The sequence below is a fragment of the Ancalomicrobiaceae bacterium S20 genome (assembly GCA_040269895.1).
Classification (GTDB): Bacteria; Pseudomonadota; Alphaproteobacteria; order Rhizobiales; family Ancalomicrobiaceae; genus Methyloraptor; species Methyloraptor flagellatus.
The window spans coordinates 1,775,464-1,798,432 of record CP158568.1; the positions used below are offsets into that span (position 1 = coordinate 1,775,464).

General features: G+C 69.6%; 16 protein-coding genes, 3 pseudogenes and 2 riboswitches. Of the genes and pseudogenes, 4 read left to right on the plus strand and 15 right to left on the minus strand.

Annotated elements, in window-relative coordinates:
- Nucleotides 1-98: 98 nt before the first annotated feature.
- The 4 genes and pseudogenes from tsf to ABS361_08220 form a co-directional block, all read right to left on the minus strand.
- Nucleotides 99-1,022, minus strand: coding sequence for a translation elongation factor Ts (gene tsf, locus ABS361_08205; protein XBY46195.1), 924 nt, complete (start codon nt 1,020-1,022; stop codon nt 99-101).
- Nucleotides 1,023-1,377: 355 nt separating this feature from the next.
- Nucleotides 1,378-2,124: pseudogene (gene rpsB, locus ABS361_08210) on the minus strand (30S ribosomal protein S2).
- A gap of 585 nt (nt 2,125-2,709) precedes the next feature.
- Nucleotides 2,710-6,195: a DNA polymerase III subunit alpha gene (dnaE, locus tag ABS361_08215; GenBank protein ID XBY46196.1), complete on the minus strand. Its 3,486-nt coding sequence runs from the start codon at nt 6,193-6,195 to the stop codon at nt 2,710-2,712.
- A 351-nt stretch (nt 6,196-6,546) separates the two neighbouring features.
- Nucleotides 6,547-6,828, minus strand: a complete 282-nt coding sequence (locus ABS361_08220; GenBank protein ID XBY46197.1) for a hypothetical protein — start codon at nt 6,826-6,828, stop codon at nt 6,547-6,549.
- Between the two features lie 159 nt (nt 6,829-6,987).
- A riboswitch (cobalamin riboswitch) is annotated at nt 6,988-7,167 on the plus strand.
- A 41-nt stretch (nt 7,168-7,208) separates the two neighbouring features.
- Between ABS361_08220 and bluB the strand changes: the two genes are divergently transcribed.
- The 3 genes and pseudogenes from bluB to ABS361_08235 all read left to right on the plus strand — a co-directional run bounded on the left by bluB (nt 7,209) and on the right by ABS361_08235 (nt 10,399).
- The gene (bluB, locus tag ABS361_08225; GenBank protein XBY46198.1) at nt 7,209-7,928 is read left to right on the plus strand and encodes a 5,6-dimethylbenzimidazole synthase; all 720 of its coding nucleotides are present in this window, start codon (nt 7,209-7,211) and stop codon (nt 7,926-7,928) included.
- Between the two features lie 142 nt (nt 7,929-8,070).
- Nucleotides 8,071-9,002 (plus strand): annotated as a pseudogene (locus ABS361_08230) (dihydrodipicolinate synthase family protein).
- Nucleotides 9,003-9,289: 287 nt separating this feature from the next.
- On the plus strand, nt 9,290-10,399 hold the full coding sequence (locus ABS361_08235) for a TonB family protein (GenBank protein XBY46199.1): 1,110 nt from the start codon (nt 9,290-9,292) through the stop codon (nt 10,397-10,399).
- Between the two features lie 18 nt (nt 10,400-10,417).
- Here the strand turns inward: ABS361_08235 and ABS361_08240 are convergent, their stop codons facing one another.
- The 11 genes and pseudogenes from ABS361_08240 to ABS361_08290 form a co-directional block, all read right to left on the minus strand.
- Nucleotides 10,418-11,221, minus strand: coding sequence for a methyltransferase domain-containing protein (locus ABS361_08240; GenBank protein XBY46200.1), 804 nt, complete (start codon nt 11,219-11,221; stop codon nt 10,418-10,420).
- A gap of 64 nt (nt 11,222-11,285) precedes the next feature.
- Nucleotides 11,286-12,011, minus strand: a pseudogene (locus ABS361_08245) (ABC transporter ATP-binding protein).
- Nucleotides 12,008-13,033 carry an iron ABC transporter permease gene (locus ABS361_08250; protein ID XBY46201.1) on the minus strand — a complete coding sequence of 342 codons (1,026 nt, stop codon included), beginning with the start codon at nt 13,031-13,033 and terminating at the stop codon, nt 12,008-12,010. The pseudogene ABS361_08245 and the gene ABS361_08250 overlap by 4 nt, the downstream one beginning before the upstream one ends.
- Nucleotides 13,033-14,076: an ABC transporter substrate-binding protein gene (locus tag ABS361_08255; protein ID XBY46202.1), complete on the minus strand. Its 1,044-nt coding sequence runs from the start codon at nt 14,074-14,076 to the stop codon at nt 13,033-13,035. The genes ABS361_08250 and ABS361_08255 overlap by 1 nt, the downstream gene beginning before the upstream one ends.
- A gap of 134 nt (nt 14,077-14,210) precedes the next feature.
- Nucleotides 14,211-14,522, minus strand: a complete 312-nt coding sequence (locus tag ABS361_08260; GenBank protein ID XBY46203.1) for a hypothetical protein — start codon at nt 14,520-14,522, stop codon at nt 14,211-14,213.
- A 219-nt stretch (nt 14,523-14,741) separates the two neighbouring features.
- A riboswitch (cobalamin riboswitch) is annotated at nt 14,742-14,940 on the minus strand.
- A gap of 63 nt (nt 14,941-15,003) precedes the next feature.
- The gene (locus ABS361_08265; protein ID XBY46850.1) at nt 15,004-15,813 is read right to left on the minus strand and encodes a 5'-nucleotidase C-terminal domain-containing protein; all 810 of its coding nucleotides are present in this window, start codon (nt 15,811-15,813) and stop codon (nt 15,004-15,006) included.
- Nucleotides 15,814-15,878: 65 nt separating this feature from the next.
- The gene (locus ABS361_08270; GenBank protein ID XBY46204.1) at nt 15,879-16,913 is read right to left on the minus strand and encodes a metallophosphoesterase; all 1,035 of its coding nucleotides are present in this window, start codon (nt 16,911-16,913) and stop codon (nt 15,879-15,881) included.
- Between the two features lie 243 nt (nt 16,914-17,156).
- Nucleotides 17,157-17,753, minus strand: a complete 597-nt coding sequence (locus ABS361_08275; GenBank protein ID XBY46205.1) for a MotA/TolQ/ExbB proton channel family protein — start codon at nt 17,751-17,753, stop codon at nt 17,157-17,159.
- A 2-nt stretch (nt 17,754-17,755) separates the two neighbouring features.
- Entirely contained in the window at nt 17,756-20,338 is a 2,583-nt protein-coding gene (locus ABS361_08280) for a TonB-dependent receptor (GenBank protein ID XBY46206.1), read from the minus strand.
- Nucleotides 20,339-20,399: 61 nt separating this feature from the next.
- A complete protein-coding gene (locus ABS361_08285; GenBank protein XBY46207.1) occupies nt 20,400-21,314 on the minus strand; it encodes a hypothetical protein in 915 nt (304 codons plus the stop codon).
- 6 nt (nt 21,315-21,320) lie between these two features.
- A complete protein-coding gene (locus ABS361_08290; GenBank protein ID XBY46851.1) occupies nt 21,321-21,779 on the minus strand; it encodes a biopolymer transporter ExbD in 459 nt (152 codons plus the stop codon).
- Between the two features lie 518 nt (nt 21,780-22,297).
- Here ABS361_08290 and ABS361_08295 point away from each other — a divergent pair.
- Nucleotides 22,298-22,963 (plus strand): alpha/beta hydrolase, encoded by a 666-nt coding sequence (locus ABS361_08295; GenBank protein XBY46208.1) that lies wholly within the window; start codon nt 22,298-22,300, stop codon nt 22,961-22,963.
- The last annotated feature ends 6 nt before the right edge of the window (nt 22,964-22,969 follow it).

The window sequence follows — 22,969 nt, forward strand, 5'->3', positions numbered from 1 at the left end:
GACCGCCGGATACACGAAGGGCGCCGGAATGTCATCCGGCGCCCTCGCGGATTTCAACATGCGCGCGGTCGAAGCGAACGCCGACCGGGGCGCCTCGATCAGTGACCGGCGGCCGCCGCGACTTCCGCCGCGAAGTCCGTGGTCTCCTTCTCGATGCCCTCGCCGAGCACGTAGCGCACGAAGGCCTTGATCTCGACCGGCGCGCCGGCTTCCTTCGCCACAGCGGCGACGGCGGCTTCGACGGTCTGGTCAGGGTTCACGACGAAGGCCTGCTTCAGCAGGGTGACTTCCTCGTAGAACTTGCGGATGCGGCCCTCGACCATCTTCTCGATGACCGCTTCCGGCTTGCCGGACTGGCGGGCCTGATCGGCGAAGATCGCCTTCTCGCGCTCGAGCGTCGAGGCGTCGACCTCTTCCGGGCGCACCGCGAGCGGCGTCGCGGCGGCGATGTGCATCGCCACCTGACGGGCGAAGCCCGAGACGATGCCCTTGTCGCCGGCCGATTCGATCGCGACGAGCACGCCGATCTTGCCGAGACCGTCGGCGACCGCGTTGTGCACGTAGGTGCCGACCACGCCGGCGCCGACCTCGAGATAGGCGGTGCGGCGCAGCTGCATGTTCTCGCCGATGGTGGCGACCGCGTCGGTCAGACGATCGGCGACCGTCTTGCCCGAATCCGGGTACGGCAGGCCGGCGAGCTTGTCGACGTCGCCCTTGGCGTCGAGGCCGAGGTTGGCGACGGTCGAGACGATCGCCTGGAACTGGTCGTTGCGCGCGACGAAGTCGGTCTCGGAGTTGACCTCGACGACCGCCGCGGCGGTGCCGGCGCTCGCAATGCCGACCAGGCCCTCGGCCGCGGTGCGGCCCGACTTCTTGGCCGCCTTGGCGAGGCCCTTCTTGCGCAGCCAGTCGATCGCCGCCTCGACGTCGCCGCCGTTCTCGGTCAGCGCCGTCTTGCAATCCATCATGCCCGCGCCGGTCTTGTCGCGCAGGTCCTTCACCATAGCAGCCGTAATCGTCATGGCGTCCTCTGAGATGCGGTGGACGGCCCGGTCCGGCCGGTCCGTCGTGATCCTGCCCGAGCGGCGGCGGCGCCGTCCCGGGCATCGTTCGAAATGGGTCGGCGCGATCCGCGGTGGACGGCGCCGGTCTATGACAGCGAGGGTCCGCCCACCCGCCTGCGACCGCACACGACCGAGCGAGTCGGACCGCAGGGTCGCGGGTACGGACAAGGCAAGGAGCCGATGCTCGGCGACGATACGATGACGGCCGCGGGAGACCCGCGGCCGGAGATCGTCGCTCGGGCCGGTCAAGGCGCGGCGCGCGGCCTTACGGCCCGCACATGCCGCGCTTACTGCCTCACTCCGCGGCGGCTTCCGCGACCGCCGGCTCTTCCGGCGGGACTTCCGCGGCGCCGACGTCGTAGCCGCTGTCGCCCTGGGCGCGCGAGATGCCGTCGATGGCGGCGCGCGCGATCAGGTCGCAGTAGAGCGCGATGGCGCGGCCGGCGTCGTCGTTGCCCGGGATCGGGAAGGTGATGCCGTCCGGATCGCAGTTCGAATCGAGCACCGCGGCGACCGGAATGCCGAGGCGACGCGCCTCCTGGATGGCGATCGCCTCACGGTTCGTGTCGATCACGAACACGAGGTCCGGCAGACCGCCCATGTCCTTGATGCCGCCGAGGGCGCGCTCGAGCTTCTCGCGCTCGCGATCGAGCGTGAGGCGCTCCTTCTTGGTCAGGCCGGTCGGGTTGGCGAGGGTCTCCTCGACCTTGCGCAGGCGCTGGATCGACTGGGAGATCGTCTTCCAGTTGGTCAGCATGCCGCCGAGCCAGCGGCTGTTGACGAAGTACTGGGCCGAACGGCGCGCCGCGTCGGCGACCGAGTCCTGGGCCTGACGCTTGGTGCCGACGATCAGCACGCGACCGCCGCGGGCGACCGTGTCGCTGATGGCCTTGAGGGCCTGATGCAGCAGCGGGACCGTCTGGGCGAGGTCGATGATGTGGATGTTGTTGCGGGTGCCGAAGATGAACTGCGCCATCTTCGGGTTCCAGCGATGCTTCTGGTGGCCGAAGTGGACGCCGGCCTCGAGCAGCTGACGCATATCGTAATCGGGCAGAGCCATGGCTCCGTCACTCCTTCATTTTCCGGTTCGTGCCTCCGCGGGTCGTTGCGCTCGCCGCTCGCCCGAAGGCGAAACGAAAAAGCACCGGATGGACGCCGCGCCCAGGGATCCCTCCCCGGCCGCACGCCCGAACCCGCGTGTGGAATGCGGCGGGTTATAGGTGCGCCGGCACAGGATTGCAAGGGTGACCGCCGCACTTCGTGATCGGCGCCGATGCCGACCGCCCCGCGTCTCGGGGGCTCTTGCGCGCGGCACCCCTTGCGGCTCGGGACCCTGGCGTCGACGCGCTCGTCTCGGTCGCGGCGCCGGACGTCGAGCCTCGGACCTCGCCAAAGGACCGGTCCGCAGACCGCCGCCGACCGGCCAGTCCGCGGAGCGCCGCCGAAGGGCCAGACCGACGGAACCGATCGAAGGATTTGGCTCACTCGGACGCTGCCGCGTGGAACCTCGGACTTCGAACCTTCGCCCAGCGATCAAGAACCTCGCTTCGTAGCGGCGAATCGGTTGCGGCATACGCGTGGAGAGCCGCCGTCCGCGTCGGCGCGCCGCTCTCGGCACGGATCCGGCCGCCGGATCGAGCTCACCTCACGCCAGCTGCACCTGCACGACGCCGGGCACGGCCTTCAGCGCGCTCGCGATCTGCGGCGATACCCGGTACTTGCCGGGCAGCTTCACCTCGACCTCCTGCCGGCCCTCGCCGAGCAGGAGAACGAAACTCACCTCGCCCTCGCCGCGCGGCTCTATCTGCCGGCTGAGGCTATCGAGCGGCCCCATGTCGCGCAGGAACACGCGCAGGTTCTGGCTCTGCCGGCCGGCGAGCAGCTCGAGCGGCTCGACCTTCTCGATGCGGACGCTGATGCCCTCGCTGCGTTCCTCGGCCGAGGCGTAGACGACCACCGACTGGCCGCTCTCGAGCAGGTCGCGATACTGCGACAGGCCCTCGGAGAAGATCACCGCCTCGTATTGGCCGGTCGGATCGGACATGCGCACGATGCCCATCTTGTTGCCGGTCTTGGTCTTGCGCTCCTGCCGGCTGGTGACCGTGCCGGCGAGGCGGCCGAAGTTCGAGCCGCGTTTCACCGATTCGGCGAAGTCCGACCACATCTGGACGCGCATCTTCTCGAGCACCGGCCGATACTCGTCGAGCGGATGGGCGGACAGATAGAAACCGACGGCGGCGTGCTCGCGTTGCAGGCGCTCGGCCGGCAGCCAGGCCGGGACTTGCGGCAGGCGGATCGCCTCCTCGCTCGCGACGCCGCCGAACAGCGCGCCCTGCCCTTCCCGCTGGTCCTCGCGCGTGCGGTTCGCCGCCGCGAGCACGACGTCGAGGCCTTCGGAGAGGCGCGCGCGATCGGGCTCGAGCGTATCGAAGGCGCCGGCCGCGACGAGATTTTCCAAGGTCCGCCGGTTCAGGATCTTCGGATCGATCCGGCGCGCGAAATCGCCGAGATCCTTGAACGGCCGGTCGCCGCGCGCCTCGACCAGATGGTCGACCGCACCGCCGCCGACGCCCTTGACCGCAGCGAGCGAATAGATGATCCGGCCGTCGCGGACGTCGAAATAGCCGTTCGAGCGATTGACGTCGGGGGCGAGCACCGCGATGCCGAGCCGCATCGCCTCGCGGCGGAAGTCGTTGATCTTGTCGGTGTTCGACATGTCGAGCGTCATCGACGCCGCCATGAACTCGACCGGATGATTGGCCTTCAGATAGGCCGTCTGATAGGCGACGAGCGCGTAGGCGGCGGCGTGGCTCTTGTTGAAGCCGTAGTCGGCGAACTTGGCGAGCAGGTCGAAGATCGTGTCGGCCTGGTCGCGGGTCAGTCCCTGCTTGACCGCGCCATCGACGAAACGGACGCGCTGGGCGTCCATTTCGGCCTTGATCTTCTTGCCCATGGCGCGGCGCAGCAGGTCGGCTTCGCCGAGCGAGTAGCCCGACAGGATCTGCGCGATCTGCATCACCTGCTCCTGGTAGACGATGATGCCGAAGGTCTCCTTCAGCACAGGCTCCAGCAGCGGGTTCAGGTAGTCGGGCGTCTCCAGCCCCTGCTTGCGCGCGCCGTAGACCGGGATGTTCGCCATCGGGCCCGGACGGTAGAGCGCGACGAGCGCGATGATGTCCTCGAACCGGTCGGGCTTGATGTCGGCGATCGCCTTGCGCATGCCCTGGCTTTCCAGCTGGAACACGCCGACGGTCTCTCCGCGGGCGAGAAGCGCATAAGTCTTCGGATCGTCGAGTGGGATTTGCGCCAGATCGACCGTGATGCCGCGGCGCGCGATCAGCTTCACCGCGGTGTCGAGCACGGTCAGCGTCTTCAGGCCGAGGAAGTCGAACTTCACCAGGCCGGCGCTCTCGACCCATTTCATGTTGTACTGCGTGACCGGCATGTCGGAGCGCGGGTCGCGGTAGAGCGGCACCAGGCGATCGAGCGGCCGGTCGCCGATCACGATGCCGGCGGCGTGGGTCGAGGCGTGGCGATAGAGCCCCTCGAGCTTCATCGCGATGTCGAGCAGCTGATCGACGATCGGTTCCTGTTCGCGCGCCTCTTGGAGGCGCGGCTCGTCCTTGACGGCCTGCGCGAGCGTCACCGGGTTGGCCGGGTTCTGCGGCACCAGCTTGGCGAGGCGGTCCACCTGACCGTAGGACATCTGCAACACGCGGCCGACGTCGCGCAGAACGGCGCGCGCCTGCAGGGTTCCGTAGGTGATGATCTGCGCGACCTGATCGCGGCCGTATTTCTCCTGGACGTAGCGGATGACCTCGTCGCGCCGGTCCTGGCAGAAGTCGATGTCGAAGTCCGGCATCGACACGCGTTCCGGGTTGAGGAAGCGTTCGAACAGCAGGGCGAAGCGCAGCGGATCGAGGTCGGTGATGGTCAGCGACCAGGCGACCAGCGAGCCCGCGCCGGAGCCGCGGCCCGGTCCGACCGGGATGCCATGCGCCTTGGCCCACTTGATGAAGTCCGACACGATCAGGAAGTAGCCGGGGAACTTCATCCGCTGGATGATGCCGAGCTCGAATTCGAGCCGGCTGCGGTACTCCGCCTCGGAGATCCCCGGCGCGGTGCCATGCACGGCCAGCCGCTGTTCGAGGCCTTCCCAGGCCTGGCGCTCGAGTTCCGCGGCCTCCGCCTTCTCGGCGAGCGCCACATCGTCGACGTCCGCGCCGGCGAAGCGCGGCAGGATCGGCTTGCGTTTCAGCGTCCGATAAGAGCAGCGCCGCGCAATCTCGACCGTGTTCTGCAGCGCCTCCGGCAGATCCGCGAACAGCGCTTCCATCTCCGCGCGGCTCTTGAAATAGTGCTCGGGCGTCAAGCGACGCCGATCCTCCTCGGCGATGACCCGGCCCTCGGCGATCGCGATCAGGGCGTCGTGGGCCTCGAAGTCGTCGCGCTTGGCAAAATAGGGCTCGTTGGTCGCCACGATGGGCAGTTGGAGGTCGTAGGCGAGATCGAGCAGGCCGGCCTCGGCCTTCTTCTCCGTGTCGAGCCCGTGGCGCTGGATCTCGACGTAGAGCCGATCGCCGAAGATCCGGTGCAGCGCCACCAGCCGCTCGCGCGCGATCTCTTCGTGATCGGCGACCAGGACGCGGTCGATCGGCCCGTCCGGACCGCCGGTCAGCGCGATGATGCCGGCCGAGAACGTCTCCAGCGCCGAGATCGGCAGATGCGGATCCTCTGCACCCTGCGTGCCGAGATAGGAGCGCGACACCAGCCGGACCAGATTGGCCCAGCCGGTCTCGTTGGCGGCGATCAACACCAGACGCGGCAGGGGCACACCCGGCTTGCGCGTCTCGGCCGGGTCGTCGAAGGCGACCGCGATTGCGCAGCCGACGATCGGCTGCAGCCCCTTGTCGGCGCCCTTCTCGGAGAACTCCAGCGCGCCGAACAGGTTGCCGGTGTCGCAGAGCCCGAGCGCCGGCTGGTAGTCGGCCTTGGCGAGGTCGATGAGCTTGCCGAGCGTCAGCGCACCTTCGAGCAGGGAATAGGCCGAATGCACGCGCAGATGCACGAAGCCCAGCGTCTCCGTGCCGCCCGTCCCCGCACCGCCTGCCGCTGCATCGTCCGCCGCCATCGCGCGTCCCTCCGTCGCGAGCCCCGAGATCCGGACGTGGCGCCGACTTCGGCGCCACCCGCTCCATCAGGATCCGCCGACCGGATCCGTCCGGAGCAAGGCTCTCGGATCGAGCCGGCCGAATCGCGGCACGATCCGTCGGCCCGCCAGCGAGCGACCATGCGGCGCCGGCCGGATCGCTTCAACGGTCAACACCCGTCATCCAACAGCAAATGCGCCGACCTGTGGATGACGCCACCTTTCTCGCCCCCGCCGCGACGAGCCGAACGGCTCGCGACCCCGCCCGGCCCACGCTTGCGACGGTGCGCCTCTCTGCCCAACGGCCCGATATTCACCGTTTGTTCGGCACTCTCAGCCAAGACGGATGATGACGTCGGCCCACAAGGTGAGGACGGCGACCAGCGACAGAAGGCCGATGGCACTCGCGCCATCGCCGACCACGGCGACCGTGTTCTCGATCCAAGCAGGCAGGCGACGGCGACGCGCCTTCGGCACGGTCATGCGCAGCGGGCGGACGAGGAGACGCCGCCGCTCGGGAACGAAGATGCGCCGGGTGTCGACTGCGGAGATCACGCCGGAAGGCGTTGCGGTACGGATTTCGGAAACGCGACCAAACATGCGAACCATGTCCATTTCCTCCGTTCTGTGCCGGATATGATCACAGTATGTTCACATCATGTTCGTCCGTCAAGTCCCCTATTCGTCCCCAACTCCGCAGACAGCCCGATTGTCGCAGCACCGTCCCCCGCACACCGATCCGGCATTCGCGGCTTGGCGCGGCGACACGGGCATGCGATCGTTCAGGCTTCGGGTGCCCGGCATAACCGGGAGAATCGGGAAGACGGTTGAAATCCGTCGCGTGCCCAACGCTGTGAGGGGGACCACCGGGCAAGGTGCCACTGGCTCAGGCCGGGAAGGCGTCCGGGGGGATGAACCCGAGCCAGAAGACCGGCCCGGAGACATAGGCCGCCGCCGTGGACGGGCGAGCGGTCATTCGTTCCGTGAGGGGACCCATGGACACGACAGCGGACGCGGATCACGCGTTCTCCGCCGACGAACGCGCGGCCGTCTACAGGTGCATCTTCGAACGCCGCGACGTGCGCGGCGAATTTCGCCCGGCCCAAGTGCCGGATGCGGTGCTCGCGCGCGTGCTCGTCGCCGCGCATCACGCGCCCTCGGTCGGTTTCATGCAGCCCTGGGATTTCATCGTCGTGCGCGACGCGGCCGTGAAGGCCGCGATCCATGACGGCTTCGCGGAGGCGCATCGCGAGGCGGCCGCGATGTTCGACGACGACCGTGCCCGACAGTACGCGGCGCTCAAGCTGGAAGGAATTCGGGAGGCGCCGGTCGGGATCTGCGTGACCTGCGATCGCGACCGCGCCGGACCGGTCGTGCTCGGCCGTACGCATCAGCCGGACATGGATCTCTACAGCACGGTCTGCGCGGTCCAGAACCTCTGGCTCGCGGCGCGCGCGGAAGGGCTCGGCGTCGGCTGGGTCAGCATCATCCGGCCGGAGCGGCTGCGGGCGGCGCTCGGCATTCCCGAGGCGATCGTGCCGATCGCCTATCTGTGCCTCGGCCATGTCGCCCGCTTCCACGATCGGCCGGAGCTCGAGACGCGCGGCTGGGCGAAGCGCGCGAGCCTCGCCGGGCGCATCGCCTTCGACCGTTGGGGGCATGCGGACCGCGAGGCCGGGCTGATCCGGGAGATCGAGGCGCGGGGTGCGGCGTGACGGTGGCCGGGCACGCCGCTTGCCGAATGACAGGATCGACCACCGAGCGATTTCGCCGCCGTCGATCCTCGTCTAGGGTTCGGCGCGCCGATGGCTGCCGCCATCTTTCGTAGAGCCCGATCGAAGCAGGACGAATCCGCCCATGCCCCTCCTGGATGCCAGCGCCCGCGGCGTTTACATCATCGCCGTCACCCCCTTCCATGACGACGGCCGGATCGACTTCGACAGCATCGATCGGCTGACCGACTTCTATCTGGAGCACGGCGTCACCGGCTTCACCGTGCTCGGCCAGCTCGGCGAGGCGCCGAAGCTCACGAGCGCGGAGAGCGCGGCGGTGGCCGAACGGTTTCTGAAGCGGATCGACGGCCGGGTGCCGACCATCGTCGGCGTCTCGTCGCCCGGCTTTGCCGCCATGGGCGAGTTGACGGCGCGGGTCATGGACGGCGGTGCGGCCGGCGTCATGATCGCCCCGCCCGCGCATCTGCGCACCGACGATCAGATCGTCGGCTACTACGCCGGCGCCGCCGCGACGATCGGCGCGAACGTGCCGTTCGTGATCCAGGATTATCCGCTGACGCTGACGGTCGTGATGACGCCGCAGGTGATCCGGCGCATCGTCGAGGCCAACGCCAACTGCGTGATGCTGAAACACGAGGATTGGCCGGGCCTGGCCAAGATCTCGACCTTGCGCGCATGGGAAACCGCGGGCGAGATGCGGCGCATCTCGATCCTGACCGGCAACGGCGGCATCTTCCTCGCCGAGGAGATGCGGCGCGGCGCGGACGGCGCGATGACCGGCTTCGCCTTCCCCGAGATGATGGTCGGGGTCGTCGCGGCGCACGGCCGTGGCGATCTCGAGCGCGCGCAGGACATCTTCGACGCCTACCTGCCGTTCGCCCGCTACGAGCAGCAGCCGGGGCTCGGGCTCGCGATCCGCAAGCATGTGCTCGCCCGCCGCGGCGCGATCGGCTCCGCCACCTGCGGGCGCCGGGACCGAAGCTCAGTGCGGCGGACATCGCCGACATCGACTTCCTGCTCGCGCGTCAGGAGTGGCGGCTCGCGGCGCTCGGCTGAGCCGGCGGTCGGGATCAGGGGCGAGATCGGGGTCGGGCGCGCCGACGCGCGTTCGCGCCCCAGGATCCCGGATGCCGGCCGAACCGGCTCCGGACCTGCCGCGACGTCCGGATGGATTTGGATTGGAATAGATCAAAATCATTGTATTTGCAGGGACTTGTATATCCGCTTATCGTCCGCCGCGGCCTCGGACGGGCCGCCGATCCCGGGATTGTCCCGGATGAGTGCGATCGAGACGGATGCCATGACCCTGCGTGCGACGCGCGTCGCCGACTTCTCTGCCGTGAATGCCGCGCCGCGGAGCGCCGCGCGCCGCTGCGGCCGCCATTCCCCGGAGCGCATTCCCGTGCCCGTTGACCCTCGGAGGGCGCCGTGAGTGCGCCGTCGAACGCGGCGAGACCGGGTGCGGCCGGTCTCGACGTTGCGCCGGCGTTCGGCTGGACGCTCGCCTGCGTCGCGGCGACCGGGCTGCATGCGGCGCTGCTCTGGCATCTGGCGACGCGTCCGCCGGTGCTGATCGATCCGATCGGCGCGCCGGCCGTGGCGGTGGAGATCGACCTCGAGCCGGTCGTCTCGACGCCCGATGCGCCGGCGCAGGAGCCCGCGCGCACGGCCGAGGTCGCCCCTGCGCCCCCAGAGGCACCACCGGTCCAGTCCGCGCCGCCCGAACCGCCCCAGCCGGACATCGCGCGGCCAGACATGGCGCGGCCGGAGCCCCCGCTCGCGGACATGCCCCCGCCCGAGACCGTGGCCGAACAGCTCCCGAAGGAGCCGCCGCCCCCGGAGATGCCACCAGAGACGCCACCAGAACCCGAAAAGACCGCCACCGTTCAGCCGGCGCCGCCGCCCGAGCCGACGCCGCCCGAGCCGACGCCATCGGTGCCTGCGCCTCCGGAGCCGGCCCTGCCAATTCCGCCCGATGCCGCAGTCCTGCCGCCGCCTCCCGCCCCGGCGAAGCCGGTCGAGGCGCACAAGCCTCCCCGAAGCGGCAGCCGGCCGAGCGTCGCCAGCCGGAGCCGAAGCATCGGCAACCCGAGCGTCCGACCCCGCCCCGCGTCGCGGAAACGCGGCCGGCACCCGCCCCGACACCGGCGGTCAGCAGCGCGCCGTCTAGCGCCGCGGCGACAGCGGCGTGGAAGGAGCGGCTTTCCTCGCATCTCAACCGGCACAAGCGGTTTCCGCCCGGCGCCGGCACGGGCGTCAGCGTGGTCGCCTTCACCATCGGGGCGAGCGGCGACGTCGTCTCGGCGCGGCTCGTGCGGTCCTCCGGCGATGCCGCGCTCGATGCCGAGGCGACAGCGTTGCCGCGCCGGGCGAGCCCGTTGCCGTCCCCGCCGGCAGAGGTGGCGCGCGGCGGATCGATCACGCTCAGCGTGCCCGTCCGCTTCAGCCGTTGAGCGGAGCGCGTATCGTCCTCAGCGCGATCGCGCGACGCTCGGTCCTTCGACCCGGCAGGACAGGACGAAGCGCCGATAGACGAAGGTTCTCATGCGATTGCGAAGATTGGCGCCGCGCCGTTGCGCGGCGGCGATCGGGGCATGCGAGCCGATCGCGATGTCGGAGAAGCCCGCCGCCGCCAGCATGGGGACCAAGCGCTCGGGCGTCAGGCCATCGGCGAAGGGGAGACGGCCCATGATGCCGCGATGCCGATCGCCGAGCGCGCCGTCATAGTGCCGGTCCGGGCCGAACAGCCGGTCGAGACCGGCGATCGCCAGTGCCGCCACACGGCCGAGGCCGAAGGGGCTCGACCAATCGCCGTCGAAGACGACGAGACGGCCGCCGGGCCGGAGCAGACGGCGCCATTCCACGAGCGCGGCAGCCGGATCGGTCAGCGTCCAGACCAGATGCCGGCAGACGATCGCGTCGAAGCTCGCCTCCGGCAACATCGGGTTTTCGGCATCGGCGAGCAGCAGGCGAAGCCGCGGCCTGCCGGCGTGTTTGGCGCGGGCGACCGCGAGCATGTCCTCGGAGAAGTCGAGCGCCGTCACCTCGTGGCCGAGCGCGAGCAAGAGCGCGGTGACCTCGCCGGTGCCGCAGGCGAGTTCGAGCACGCGCTGGGGCGCGGGCCCGATCCGGTCGGCGATGGCGGCCGACCAGGCCTCGAACTCCGGCCCGCCGCGCGGGATTCGATGGCCGAAGGCGAGATCGAATGTCTTCGACCGCTCCGACCAGTAGTCGCGAATGTCGTCCTTCAGCGAACGGTTGGTCGCGGCCGTCATGCCGCCGCCACCGCGCGAACCGCCGATGCGCCCGGGCGCAGATAGCGGATGAACGGCGCCCCTCGCCGTCGTGCCGGATCTCGGCCTCGACGCGGAACACGTCAGCCAGCCGGCGGCGCGTCAGCACCTCGGCGGGCGCGCCGATCGCGTCGAGCCGACCGTCGCGGAGCACGGCGACGCGGTCGCAGAACATCAGCGCGTGATTGAGGTCGTGCAGCACCGCGACGACGGTGACGCGGAGACCGCGCACGAGATCGAGCAGGCCGATCTGGTGTTCGACGTCGAGGTGGTTGGTCGGCTCGTCGAGCAGCAGGACGCGCGGCTCCTGCGCCACCGCGCGGGCGATGTGCAGGCGCTGGCGCTCGCCGCCCGACAGCGTATGCCAGAGCCGGCCGGCGCGGCCGGCCATGTCGACGGCCACGAGCGCGCGCTCGATGATGGCGTCGTCGCGCGCCGACCAGGGTTCGAGCGCGGAGAGATAGGGCGTGCGGCCGAGTTCGACGACCTGCCGGCCGGTCAGCCGCTCGGCGGTATCGGCCTGCTGCTCGACCAGCGCCAGAAGCCGGGCCAGCGGGCGGCGGCCGATCGAGCCGATCGGTGCACCGTCGAGCGTCACGGCCCCGGTCGCCGGGCGACGCAGCCCGGCGAGCAGCGACAGGAGCGTGCTCTTGCCCGAGCCGTTCGGCCCGACCACGCCGAAGAACTCGCCGGGCCGGACCTCGAGCGAGACACCGTCGACCACGGGCCGGCGACCGGCGATCCAGCTGACTTCACGGGCTTCGACCTTCATCGGTCGATCCTCCTGTGTACGAGAATGACGGCGAAGATCGGCGCGCCGACGAGCGCGGTCATGACGCCGATCGGCAGAACCTGGCCCTGGACGACGACGCGCGATAACACATCGGCGGCGATCATGAACACAGCCCCGGCGACCGCGCTCGCCGGCAGGAGCGCGCCGTGGCGCACGCCGACGAACATGCGCGCGACATGCGGAACCACCAGCCCGACGAAGCCGATCGAGCCGACGAAGCCGACCATCACGGCGGTCATGGCGGCGGCGGCCAGCACGAGCGTGACCTGCACACGCCGGACCGGTACGCCGAGCGAGGCGGCCGAGTCGGTGCCGAAGGCGAAGGCGTCGAGCGCGCGGGCGTGGGCGACGCAGACGGCGGTGCCGATCAGCGCGGCCGGCACGGCGACCGTGACATCCGGCCAGCGCGTGCCGGAGAGATTGCCGAGCAGCCAGAACAGGATGCCGCGCGCCTGATCGGCGGTCGCGGCCTTTGCAACCACGAAGGAGGTCAGGGCATTGAACAGCTGCGAACCGGCGATGCCGGCGAGGATCACCGAGGCCGCGCCCCGCCCGGCCCGCCAGGCCAGAAAGGCCACGAGCGCAAATGCCAGAAGCGCGCCGGCGAGCGCGCCGGAGGTCAGCGACAGCGCGCCGCCGCCGAGGCCGAGCACGGCGACGCTGACCGCGCCCGTCGAGGCGCCGGCCGAGATGCCGAGCAGGTAGGGATCGGCGAGCGGGTTGCGCAGCAGCGACTGCAGCACCGCGCCGCTGACGGCCAGCGCCATGCCGCACGCCGCCGCCATCAGCGCGCGGGCGATGCGGTAGTTCCAGACGATGCCGGCATCGATGGCGTCGACCGAGGTCGCCGCGCCCCATAGCTTCTGAGCGACGGTCGCGGCCACGGTCGAGAGCGGGATCGCGGTCTCGCCGAGCGCGGCACCGGCCGCGACCGCCAGGATGAGGAGGGCGAGCGCGAGGGCGCCCGCCCCTGCCCGGCGCAGGATCAACGCTGGCGTCATCACTCCGAGAGCCGCGCCTTGTCGACCGCTTCGGCCAGGGCCTCGATGCCGTCGATGGTGCGGATGGTCGGGTTCATCGCCTGGGCGTCGAGTTCGACGATGCGGTCGGCCTTGACCGCCGGCATCAGGCTCGTGACCGGGTCGGACTTCAGGAACGCGAGCTTGGCGGTGATGTCGTCGGCCGGATAGCGGCGACGGTCCATCTTGCCGGCGACGATCACGGTCGGGTTGGCGCGCGCGATCGTCTCCCAGCCGATGGTCGGCCATTCCTCGTCGGTCTCGATCACGTTGCGGATGCCGAGCGTCGCCATGATGTAGGCCGGCGCGCCACGGCGGCCGGCGACATAGGGGTCCGCCTTCATCTGCGAGCTGGAGAACCAGAACACCGCCGAGACCTTGCCGCCATAGCCGGCGATCTTCTTGCGCGCCGCCTCCTCGCGCGCCTTCAGCTCGGCGATCAGCTTGTCGCCGCGATCCTTGACGTCGAAGATGCGGGCCATGTCGTCGATCTCGCGATAGATCAGGCCCATGTCGAAGGCGGCCGTGCGCAGGCCGTCGCCGGCGCCGGCGTTGTCCTTGCCCTGGCAATCGGCCGGCGAGGTGTAGACCGGGATGCCGAGGTCGGCGAACTGCTGCGGCGTGCCGACCACGCCCTTCGGGCCGATCTGCCATTCGAACTGGGTCGTGACCAGCTGCGGCTTGCGCGAGACGACGCTCTCGAAGCTCGGGTCGTTGTCGGCGAGCCGCGGCACCTTGGCGTTGATCGCCTCGTAGCCCTTCAGCACCGGCCCGAGCCAGACCGCCGTGCCGGCGACCTTGTCGGCGAGGCCGAGCAGATAGAGGATCTCGGTCGAGCTCTGTCCGACCGAGACGACCCGCTCCGGCGGGTGCTCGAAGGTCAGCGTGCGACCGCAGTTTTCGATCGTGACAGGTGCCGCAGCCGCCGACGAGGCGAGTTGCGGGGCGATCAGGGCCGTCGTCAGCAGCAGCGGCAAGGCGAAGCGGCGCGCTGCGGCGACCGGAATGAAGCTGTTCAGGGACATGGGAAAATCCGCTGGTTCAGGGAAGGAGGCGGCGGACCGATCCGGTTCGCACGGCATATGTTATGTTATAACATAACGTTTGATGGAGATGTCAACGCCCGGACACGTGAGCCGCGCCGGGGCATGTCCGGCGCTCAGCCATCGGCGAGGCTGAGGCTCTTCAGCTCGGCAAAGCGGCGCTCGGCGATGTCGAAGGCGCGCGCCATGTCAGCCCGATCGACGCCGGCGCGGAGCTGTCGCGCGATTAGGCCGATGTCGGCACCGGCCGCGGTTGCCGAGAGCGTCAGGATCACGGTGGCGATATCGGTGGGATCGAGCCTCGGCGGCTGCGGTCTGGAGGGCCGCCGGCGCGTCGGTGCCGGCGTCATCGATCCGGCGCCGCCGCGCCGGGCACCGACGGGCACGGGCTGGCCTTCGATCAGCGTGACGCGGGTGCGGGCGGTCACGTCCGATCCCGGCGGTTCGGAGCCGGTCGCATCCAGCGGGTGGGGATTTCGAAAATGGGACTTACCGCGCATGAGCCCTCCGCTCTGCCGAGACCGGATGGGGCATGACGCAGGATACACGGGCGAGCCGCCGGGCGGCGGCCATCTCCGGACGAACGGCCGCGCGAGGCGACGGGTCGGCGAAGGCCCATGTTTCCGCCGCCGAGGCACCCCGCCCGGTCGAGTTGGAACAGCGTCGGCAGGTCTCCCGGCTCGCGGTTCAGCGGACCCTTCGGCCTTCCCGGGTCACCCCAGTGGCACGCATGAAGGGCCCTCTCCGCTCACGGTTGCGGGGGCAGCTCCGGCCATGCCGGTCTTGCGACCGGCGTTCCGGATTCCCTGTTAGGTCCATCAGGACACCGACACGGCCAAGGGACCATATCGTCTCCGGCGCGTCAACGGTCGGGCTCGAGATTGAACGCCACGGAACAGGTGGCCTCGCTCAGATCTCGAAGGTCACCCGCACATAGCCAGCCTTGGCACCCTCGCCGAGTTTCAGCTTCGGCCGCTCGCCCACGAGCGCACGCGCGGCCGTGCCGGTATCGAAGCCGACCACAATCGGCCCGCCGGTGACCGCGTAGCGCCACGGCGTCGTGGCCGCGACCGAGACCGGATCATGCGCCTTGATCCAGGCGACCACCACGTCGCGGCTGAGGTCCGGCGCGCGCAGGACCACATTGTCGCCGCCGAGGCCCGGAAACTTGCCGCCACCATCGGCGCGGTAGTTGTTGGTGACGACCAGGAATTCCGCCGCCGGATCGATCGGCTTGCCCTCGAAGCTCAGATCGACGATGCGGCCGCCGTCCGGCGTGACGATCGCGCCGTTCTGGTCGGTGCGCGCCGGCCTGGTCGGGTCGATGCCGTAGCTCACGCCGGCGATGGCGTCGAAATTGTAGGACGGCACATGGCCGTCGAGCAGCGGCTGCGGCTCGCCCGCCCCCGGCTTCAGCGTGTTGAACACGCGCGCACCGTGTTCGAGCCACTCGCGCACGGTCGCGCCCGTCACCCGGACGACCGCGAGCGTGTTCGGATAGGTGTAGAGATCGGCCGCGTCGCGCAGCGCGACCGGGCCGGCGGCGACATCAGTGAACCAGTCGGGCGTGTAGCCGGTCTTGAACGGCGCGACCGCCGACAGGATCGGCAGACCGGCATGCGGCGTGCCGGCGAGCATCCGCTTGGCGTAGTCGATCTGGGCGGCGTGGACCACGTTCGACGGTGCGTCCTCGCCGGTCCAGACGAAATAGCTCTGCACCCGCTCGGCGAAGCGGCCGACCGGCGTCTCGATCCAGGCCTTGGTCGCCTCGTGCGCCGGCTTGATCAGCGCCGCGATGGCCGCATCGGGCTCGACGGTGGCGACCAGCTTGCCGTCGATGCGCCTGGCGATCGGGCGGGTCTCGACGTGGAAGTCGGCGAGCTTCCAGCGCTCGCCGTCGCGCACCAGATCGAGATCGAGCACGCCGAGGTGGCTGCCCCAGAAGCCCGGCATCGCGGCCGGCACGCCGGCGAGCGTGCCGCGCGTCGCATCGGCATGGTCGGTCTTGGCGTAGTCCGGGCCGGGAAAACCCGGTGCGAATGGCCGGTCAGCACGATGTCGAGGCCGGCGGCCTCGGCGAGATGCAGCGCGGCGTTCTCCTCGCCGACCAGTCGCGGACCGCCGCCGATGCCGGCATGGCAGAGGCCGACGACGATATCGGCGCGGGCGCGCAGGTCCGGCACGACCGCGTGCGCCGCATCGACGATGTCGAAAGCCTTCAGCCGGCCTTCGAGCTTCGACCTGTCCCAGTTCATGATCTGCGGCGTGACGAAACCGACCACACCGATCCTCAACGTGTGCGCCGCGCCGTTCGCATCGACGAAGGTTCGCTCCAGCACGACGGTCTTCGGCAGGAAGTCCGAGCCGTCGGCACGTTCGATATTGGCGCAGACGAACGGGAACTTGGCGCCGGCGAGCGAGCGCTCGAGGAAGTCGAGGCCGAAGTTGAATTCGTGATTGCCGACTGTCGCCGCATCGGTGCCGAGGGCCTCCAGAACCGCGACCAGCGGATGGCGCTCGCCCGCGGCGAGGCCGCCGGGCCGGGCGACGTAGTCGCCCAGCGGATTGCCCTGGATCAGGTCGCCGTTGTCGAACAGCAGGCAGTTCGGGGCCTCGGCCCGCGCGGCGCGCACCAGCGAGGCAGTGCGGACCACGCCCTGCGAGAGATCCTGCTTCGCCCGGTAGTAGTCCCAGTCCATCACCGCGGTGTGGAGATCCGAGGTCTCCAGCACGCGCAACCTGAGCCGGGGCGCATCGGCGGCGCGTGCTGCGGGGCCGGCGAGGAAGGCCGCGCCGAGACAGGCGAAGCCGGCGAGCACGTCACGACGACGCGGGCCGGTCGTCAGGGGCTCGGCACTCGCAGGGGTCACGGCATGGCGCATGGACAGGCTCCTCGGCGGGTCTGGACCGGCATCGTGGCCGGGAACGGTGACGGTTGTTCGACCGCCCGGGCGAAGCCGGCGGCGGACCGGAAGATGACGGGCAGGACAGCGGCTGCGGACAAAAAGAACGCCCGGGCTTTGGGCCCGGGCGCGAGGAGCTGGAGACGGCGCGGTCGCCGTTCAGGCGCGCGTCGCGGCGAGAAGGAAGCCCTTGAACTCCTCCAGGATCACGTCGGCGATCCGGTGCAGGATGTTGTGGGCGATCAGGCCGTAGAGCGCGGTGCCGATGCCGATCGCGGTGGCGAGCAGCGCGGCGGCGATGCCGCGGCTGACCGCCGCCGGATCGGAGATGCCGCCGGCCGAGAGCGCGGCGAACGTGTCCATGATGCCGAGAATGGTGCCGAGCAGACCGATCAGCGGCGCCGCCGTGACGATCGTGTCGAGCACCCAGAGGCGCGAGGTGACCCGCGCATCGAGGTTCAGGTAGAGCGAGGCCGACAGATCCTCCACCCGCGACCGCGAGGTCGCGGGGTTGTCCTGCTCGGCGATGTAGTCGGCGACCTGGGAGGCGAGTTCGCCCTTGCCCGTGATCGTCCGACCCGGCTTCAGCTTGCCGTCCACCCCGACGCTCCCACGGATCCGACCGACGCGGAACCGCAGGATGCCGTAGTAGACCATCCGCTCGATCAGCACGAAGGTCAGCAACCCGATGCACCCGTAGAGCACGAAGATGCAGATCTCGTGGAAATAGGCGGTGTCGACGTGCAGGCCGAACATGATCAGAACGCCGACTTGAAGGTGACCATGACCGCGAAGCCTTCACCCTGATAGTAGTTCGGTGTGCCGGACGCCTTGATCGTGCCGCCGTTGACGCCGGTCGTGTCCTTGGCGTTGGCCTGCACCGAGTTCACGCCGGTGAGCTGGCGGGCGTCGAGCAGGTTGTAGAAGTTGAGCTTCAGCTCCGGCGCCTTGATCTTGCCCGTCTCGCCGAGCGCGACGTCGGCGAAGCGGTAGCCGATGCCGGCATCGATGCGGCCGAAGCCCGGGATGCTCTCGTCGTTCATGAAGGTCGAATACTGGCGGCCGATGTACTTGTAGGCGAGGTTGCCGAGGATGTGGCCGTCGTCGTAGTCGAGGCCGATCGCGCCGGTGAAGTTCGGCGCGCGCGGCAGCTGCTTGCCGACGGTCGGCAGGTAATCGGTCTTGCCGGCGGTGTTGGTGGTCTGCAGGTTGTTGTTCAGACGGGTCTGCAGCAGCTCCATCGACGCATAGGGCCGGAAGCCGCCCCACAGCGGACGCGTGCCGATCTCGAAGTCGAGGCCGTAGCTCTCGACCGAACCGGCGTTGAAGTTGAAGCTGGTGGTCGAGCCCGGGCTGGTCGGGTCGACGATGTTGCTGGTGACCTGCCGGTTCGAGTAGCGCGTGCCGAACAGCGACAGCGAGGTTGCGAACAGGTCGCCCTGATAGCGGTGGCCGATCTCGCCGGTGACGGCGCGTTCAGGCGCCAGCGAGCCCGTGCCGAGCGTCGAGCGGGCGCCGGTGTTGGTGTTGTACTGGTCGGCGAGCGCGTAGTTCGGCGTGACGCGGAACGAGGTCGCGATGCTCGCGAACACCTGGTTCTGCTCGTTGAGCTTATAGGAGATGCCGGCGGTCGGCAGCGTCGCGGTGTTGCTGGTGGTGACCGACGGGGTCGCGCCCGGGATCCGGTTGTTCAGCGTACGGTCGACGAAGGCCTGCTTGATGCCGTATTCGAGCTTGAGCTGGTCGCCGAGCAGCGACCAGGTGTCGCCCGCGAAGATCACGTTGGTGGTCGTGCGGGTGGTCCAGTCGCGGCGCTGCAGGACCTGGCCGGCGTAGGTGCCGTTCGGGATCACGAAGCCGTCGCTGTTCGACATGAACGCGTCCTGGATCGTGCGGTCGCCGGCGAGCGCCTGATACGGCGCGGTCTGCTTGTGCGAGGCCGACTCGAACCAGTAGCCGAGCACGAACTTGTGCTCACCGATGTCGTAGGTCAGCTTGTTGATGATGCCCGGACGCCAGGTCTCGGTGATCGACGGATTGTAATAGTTGACCTTGCCGCCGGCGGTGACGACGCCGTTGCCGCTCCAGTCGATGTTGTTGAGGCGGGTGTTGCCGTAATAGACGCGGCCGGTCGCGGTGGTGTTGGCACCGGCGTCCTCGGTCATCGTCGACACGCCGCCGCCGGAACCGAAGCCGTACCAGAGATAGGGCACGACGTCATAGGTCAGGTTGTCGGTGATCTTGAAGTCCGACGGCAGCGACGCGATCAGGTTCCGGAACGGATTGATGCGGTAGCCATACCAGCTCGTGTCGGTCGACGCGTTACCGGTCAGGGCCGCGTTGTAATTCGGCTTGTAGCCGGCCGTGTTGAATTGGGCAAGCGACGGGTTGGCGTAGAAGTTGTTCTTCGCCTCGTTGTAGATCAGCGACGCGCGGACGTGGTTCGCCTCGCCGACGTCCCAGACGAACTTGCCGTCGAGATGCCAACGGTTGTCGCCGCCGACGCCCGACCAGTGGTCGCGGGTGTAGCGCGAATAGGAGATCATGCCGCGGAAGTTGCCGATCTGACCGGAGTCGACGCGGGCGAACATGCGGGCGAGGTTGTGCGAGCCGTAGGTGAAGGAGGTGTAGACCTGCCGCTCCTTCGACGGATCGCGCATGTAGAGGTTGATCACGCCGCCGGTCGCGCCGATGTGCGGGCTGTCCAGATCAGCCGCGCCCTGGGCGATCGAGACCTGCTGGATGTTCTCGCTGTCGACGTATTCCTGCGGGTAGAGCGCGTAGTTGCCGGAGTCGTTGACCGGCGCGCCCTCAATCGTCATGCCGAGCTGGTCGGAGTTGAAGCCGCGCAGCGTGATGTTGCCGCCGTTGAGACCGCCGGCGTCCGGCGAGGTCACGTTGGCGCCCGGCAGCATGTTGATCATCTGGTACGGGTTGGCGGTCGGCGACAGCTTGTCGATCGCGTCGCGCGTGACGGTCGAACGGGTCTTCGGCACCTCCTCGGCGATCATGTTGCCGCCGCCGAGATCCTGGCGCGTCACGCCGCCCGGCGTGGCCTGCTGGCCACCGCCGGCGAACACCGTGCCGAAGTCGGTCGGGGCCGAGGTCAGGCCGCCGCCGAGCGCGCGCGGATCGCGCTTCGCCTGGGCGGTGTCGGCCGGCGCGGCCTGAGCCGGCGCCGCGGCAGCCGCCGGAGCGGCGGCCGGCTTGGCGGCGACGGGCTTCTTGACCTGGCGGACGGTGTCGGCGGACGCGCTCGTCGGCTGGGTCGACTGGGCGAGCGCCGGGCCGGCGATCGCCGTCGTCGCGAGCAGCGCGGCGGCTAGGAGACGGAGAGACATGGTTCGCACCCCTGCGTTTTAGACTTCGGAAGACTGGCTGTTTTCTTGGTTTTTGATCCGGTCAGAACACGATCCGACCGGAGAGCGTGGTCGCTCCGCCGGCCAGCGATCCGCAGCCGGAGGAGAGGATGCTGGAGCGCGCCGCGGCATCGAGCAGCGACGAGCCGGAACTCGCGGTGATCGCCACCCCGACGATCGAACCGCCGGAGATCGACACCGTCACGCCGACGGTGCCGTGCGGGTTCTGCAGCCGCGCCTCCTTCGAGGTCGGGTAGCGCGCGTGCCCCTGCAGGCAGGCATTGAACTGCGCGGCGCTCGCCTTCGACGGCGCCGAGGCCGCCGCAGGCTTCGCCGCCTGAGTGGCGGGCTTCGCCTCGGTGCGCGGGCGCGGATCCACCGGCTTCGGCGGTTCCTTGCGCGGCTCCTCCTTGCGAGGCTCGGGGCGCGGCTCGTGCTTCTTCTCCTCGCGCTTCGGCGGCGGCTCCTTCTTCGGCTCCGGCTTGAGAGGCTCGGGCTTCGGCGGTTCCGGCTTCGGCGGCTCGGCCTTGGGAGGCTCGGGCGGCGGCGAGAGCAGCGGCGCGGGAGGCGGCGGCGGCTCCATCGGCTCCGCGTCGGGCAGCGGTGGCTCCGGCGGCGGCGGCGGTGGAGGCGGCGCCTCGGGCGGTGGAGGCGGCGGTGGCTCCGGCGCGGGTGGCGGCGGCTCCGGTGGCGGTGGAGGCGGCGGCGGTTCGGGCGGTGGAGGCGGCGGCGGCTCCGGCTCCTTCGGCGGTTCCGGCTGGGGTGGCGGCGGTTCGGGCTGCGCCGGCGCGACAGCCGGTTCGGCCGGCGCGGCTTCCGGCACGTCCATCGAGATCTCGATCTCGGGCTTCGCCTCGGTCAGATCGGGCTGCGTCGGCATGGCGAAGGCGGACGCCAGCCCGACGGTCGCGAGCAGCGCGAGAGCATTCGAAAGCAGGTCGGCCTTTTCGAAACGCATGCCACACTACCTGGCCCTCGTGACGATCTTCGCGCTGCCGATGCCCGCCGACTTCAGCGTATCCAGCACGTCGACCACCGATTGCAGCGCCGCGCCCTGGTCACCGGCGATCACGACGGCAATCGGCTTGCCCTCGGTGTTCGCGGCCTTCAGGCGATCGGAGATGTCGGCGAGCGCCATCGCCTCGCCGTCCAGGTAGGTCTTGCCGTCCTTGTCGATGCCGACCGTATATTTGGTGCGCTCGATGATCTTGTCCGGCGTCGAGGTCGTCGGCGGCGAGATCTTGAGCCCCAGCGCCGGCAGCACGTTCGTGCTGATCAGCACGAAGAACACCAACAGGAACATCATCACGTCGATCATCGGGATGATCTCGATACGTGCGTGACGCTCTTTCCGCTCCGGCCAGGACCGCATGACCCATTCCATTGTGCAGCGCGATAGAAGGCCTCTCTGACGCAGCGACATGACGGAGCGATCACGGTTCCGTGACGATGAGGTGAATGTGACGACATAACGGCAGCTGTGTTGCCGCTGTTGCCGGACGGCCACCATTGTTCAGCCGGCTTTTATTGTGTAATCAGCATGTTAGCGAGATCGAACCAATACGTTACGGATGGCCGTATTCGGCAGGTTCCGCCGTATTTCCGCCACAGGGGGAGCCACACCCTGACCACCGCACGCTAGGACAGCGGCGCCCATTCGGACGAGGTCCATGAGCCCGATCGACGACCCGGAAATCCTCGCCTTCATCGCCGACACCGAGGCCGCCTACCCCGCCGATACCAACGGCGCGACGGCCGCCGACAATCGGCGCTTCTATGATGCGATGTGCGCGGTGTTCCGGGTCGCGCGGCCGGCGGGCGTCGCGGTCCTGGACGAGATCATCGGCGGGGTTCCGGTGCGGGTCTATCGACACGCGGGAACGCCGGCGCCGGTCGCCGCCGGCGGCGGCGGCGGTCGTCTATGCTCATGGCGGCGGCTTCGTGGTCGGCTCGCTCGAGAGCCACGACGACGTCTGCGCCGAGCTCTGTCTCGCCACCGACGCGGCGGTGGTGGCGGTCGATTATCGGCTGGCGCCCGAGCACCGGCATCCGGCCCAGCTCGACGATGTCGCGACGGTGTTCGCGGCGGTCGCCCGGGCCTTCGCAACGGTCGCCGTCGCCGGCGACAGCGCCGGGGCGACGCTGGTCGCCGGGCTCTGCGTGCGGCTCGCCCGGCAGGGCAAGCCGAAGCCGGCCGGCGCTGTGCTGATCTATCCCTGGCTCGGCGGCGAGCTCGATTGGCCGTCCTATATCGACAATGCCGAGGCGCCGATGCTTCGGACCAGCGATCTGTCGTTCTACGCCGAGGCGCGTTACGGCGGCAGCGTCCCGGCCGGGCCGCTCGACGAGGCGATGCCGCTCGAGGCGACCGATTTCGGCATTTTCCCGCCGAGCTTCGTAGTGACCGCCGATGTCGATCCGCTGCGGGACGACGGCTCGGTGTTCGCGGCGCGGCTCACGGAAGCCGGCGTGCCGGCGACCTGCCGTAACGAGGCACAGCTCGTCCACGGCTTTCTGCGCGCCCGGCATCGCAGCGCGCGGGCGAGGGTCGCGTTCGAGGCGATCGGCGCGGCGCTGCGCGATCTGCTCGGCGCTCGCCAGACCTGAGCCGGC

Excerpts from the sequence above, each read along its gene's own strand:
- tsf (XBY46195.1), bottom strand. The coding sequence starts at position 1,022 with ATGACGATTACGGCTGCTATGGTGAAGGACCTGCGCGACAAGACCGGC.
- dnaE (XBY46196.1), bottom strand. The coding sequence starts at position 6,195 with ATGGCGGCGGACGATGCAGCGGCAGGCGGTGCGGGGACGGGCGGCACG.
- ABS361_08220 (XBY46197.1), bottom strand. The coding sequence starts at position 6,828 with ATGGACATGGTTCGCATGTTTGGTCGCGTTTCCGAAATCCGTACCGCA.
- bluB (XBY46198.1), top strand. The coding sequence starts at position 7,209 with ATGGACACGACAGCGGACGCGGATCACGCGTTCTCCGCCGACGAACGC.
- ABS361_08235 (XBY46199.1), top strand. The coding sequence starts at position 9,290 with ATGCCGCGCCGCGGAGCGCCGCGCGCCGCTGCGGCCGCCATTCCCCGG.
- ABS361_08240 (XBY46200.1), bottom strand. The coding sequence starts at position 11,221 with ATGACGGCCGCGACCAACCGTTCGCTGAAGGACGACATTCGCGACTAC.
- ABS361_08250 (XBY46201.1), bottom strand. The coding sequence starts at position 13,033 with ATGACGCCAGCGTTGATCCTGCGCCGGGCAGGGGCGGGCGCCCTCGCG.
- ABS361_08255 (XBY46202.1), bottom strand. The coding sequence starts at position 14,076 with ATGTCCCTGAACAGCTTCATTCCGGTCGCCGCAGCGCGCCGCTTCGCC.
- ABS361_08275 (XBY46205.1), bottom strand. The coding sequence starts at position 17,753 with ATGTTCGGCCTGCACGTCGACACCGCCTATTTCCACGAGATCTGCATC.
- ABS361_08280 (XBY46206.1), bottom strand. The coding sequence starts at position 20,338 with ATGTCTCTCCGTCTCCTAGCCGCCGCGCTGCTCGCGACGACGGCGATC.
- ABS361_08285 (XBY46207.1), bottom strand. The coding sequence starts at position 21,314 with ATGCGTTTCGAAAAGGCCGACCTGCTTTCGAATGCTCTCGCGCTGCTC.
- ABS361_08290 (XBY46851.1), bottom strand. The coding sequence starts at position 21,779 with ATGTCGCTGCGTCAGAGAGGCCTTCTATCGCGCTGCACAATGGAATGG.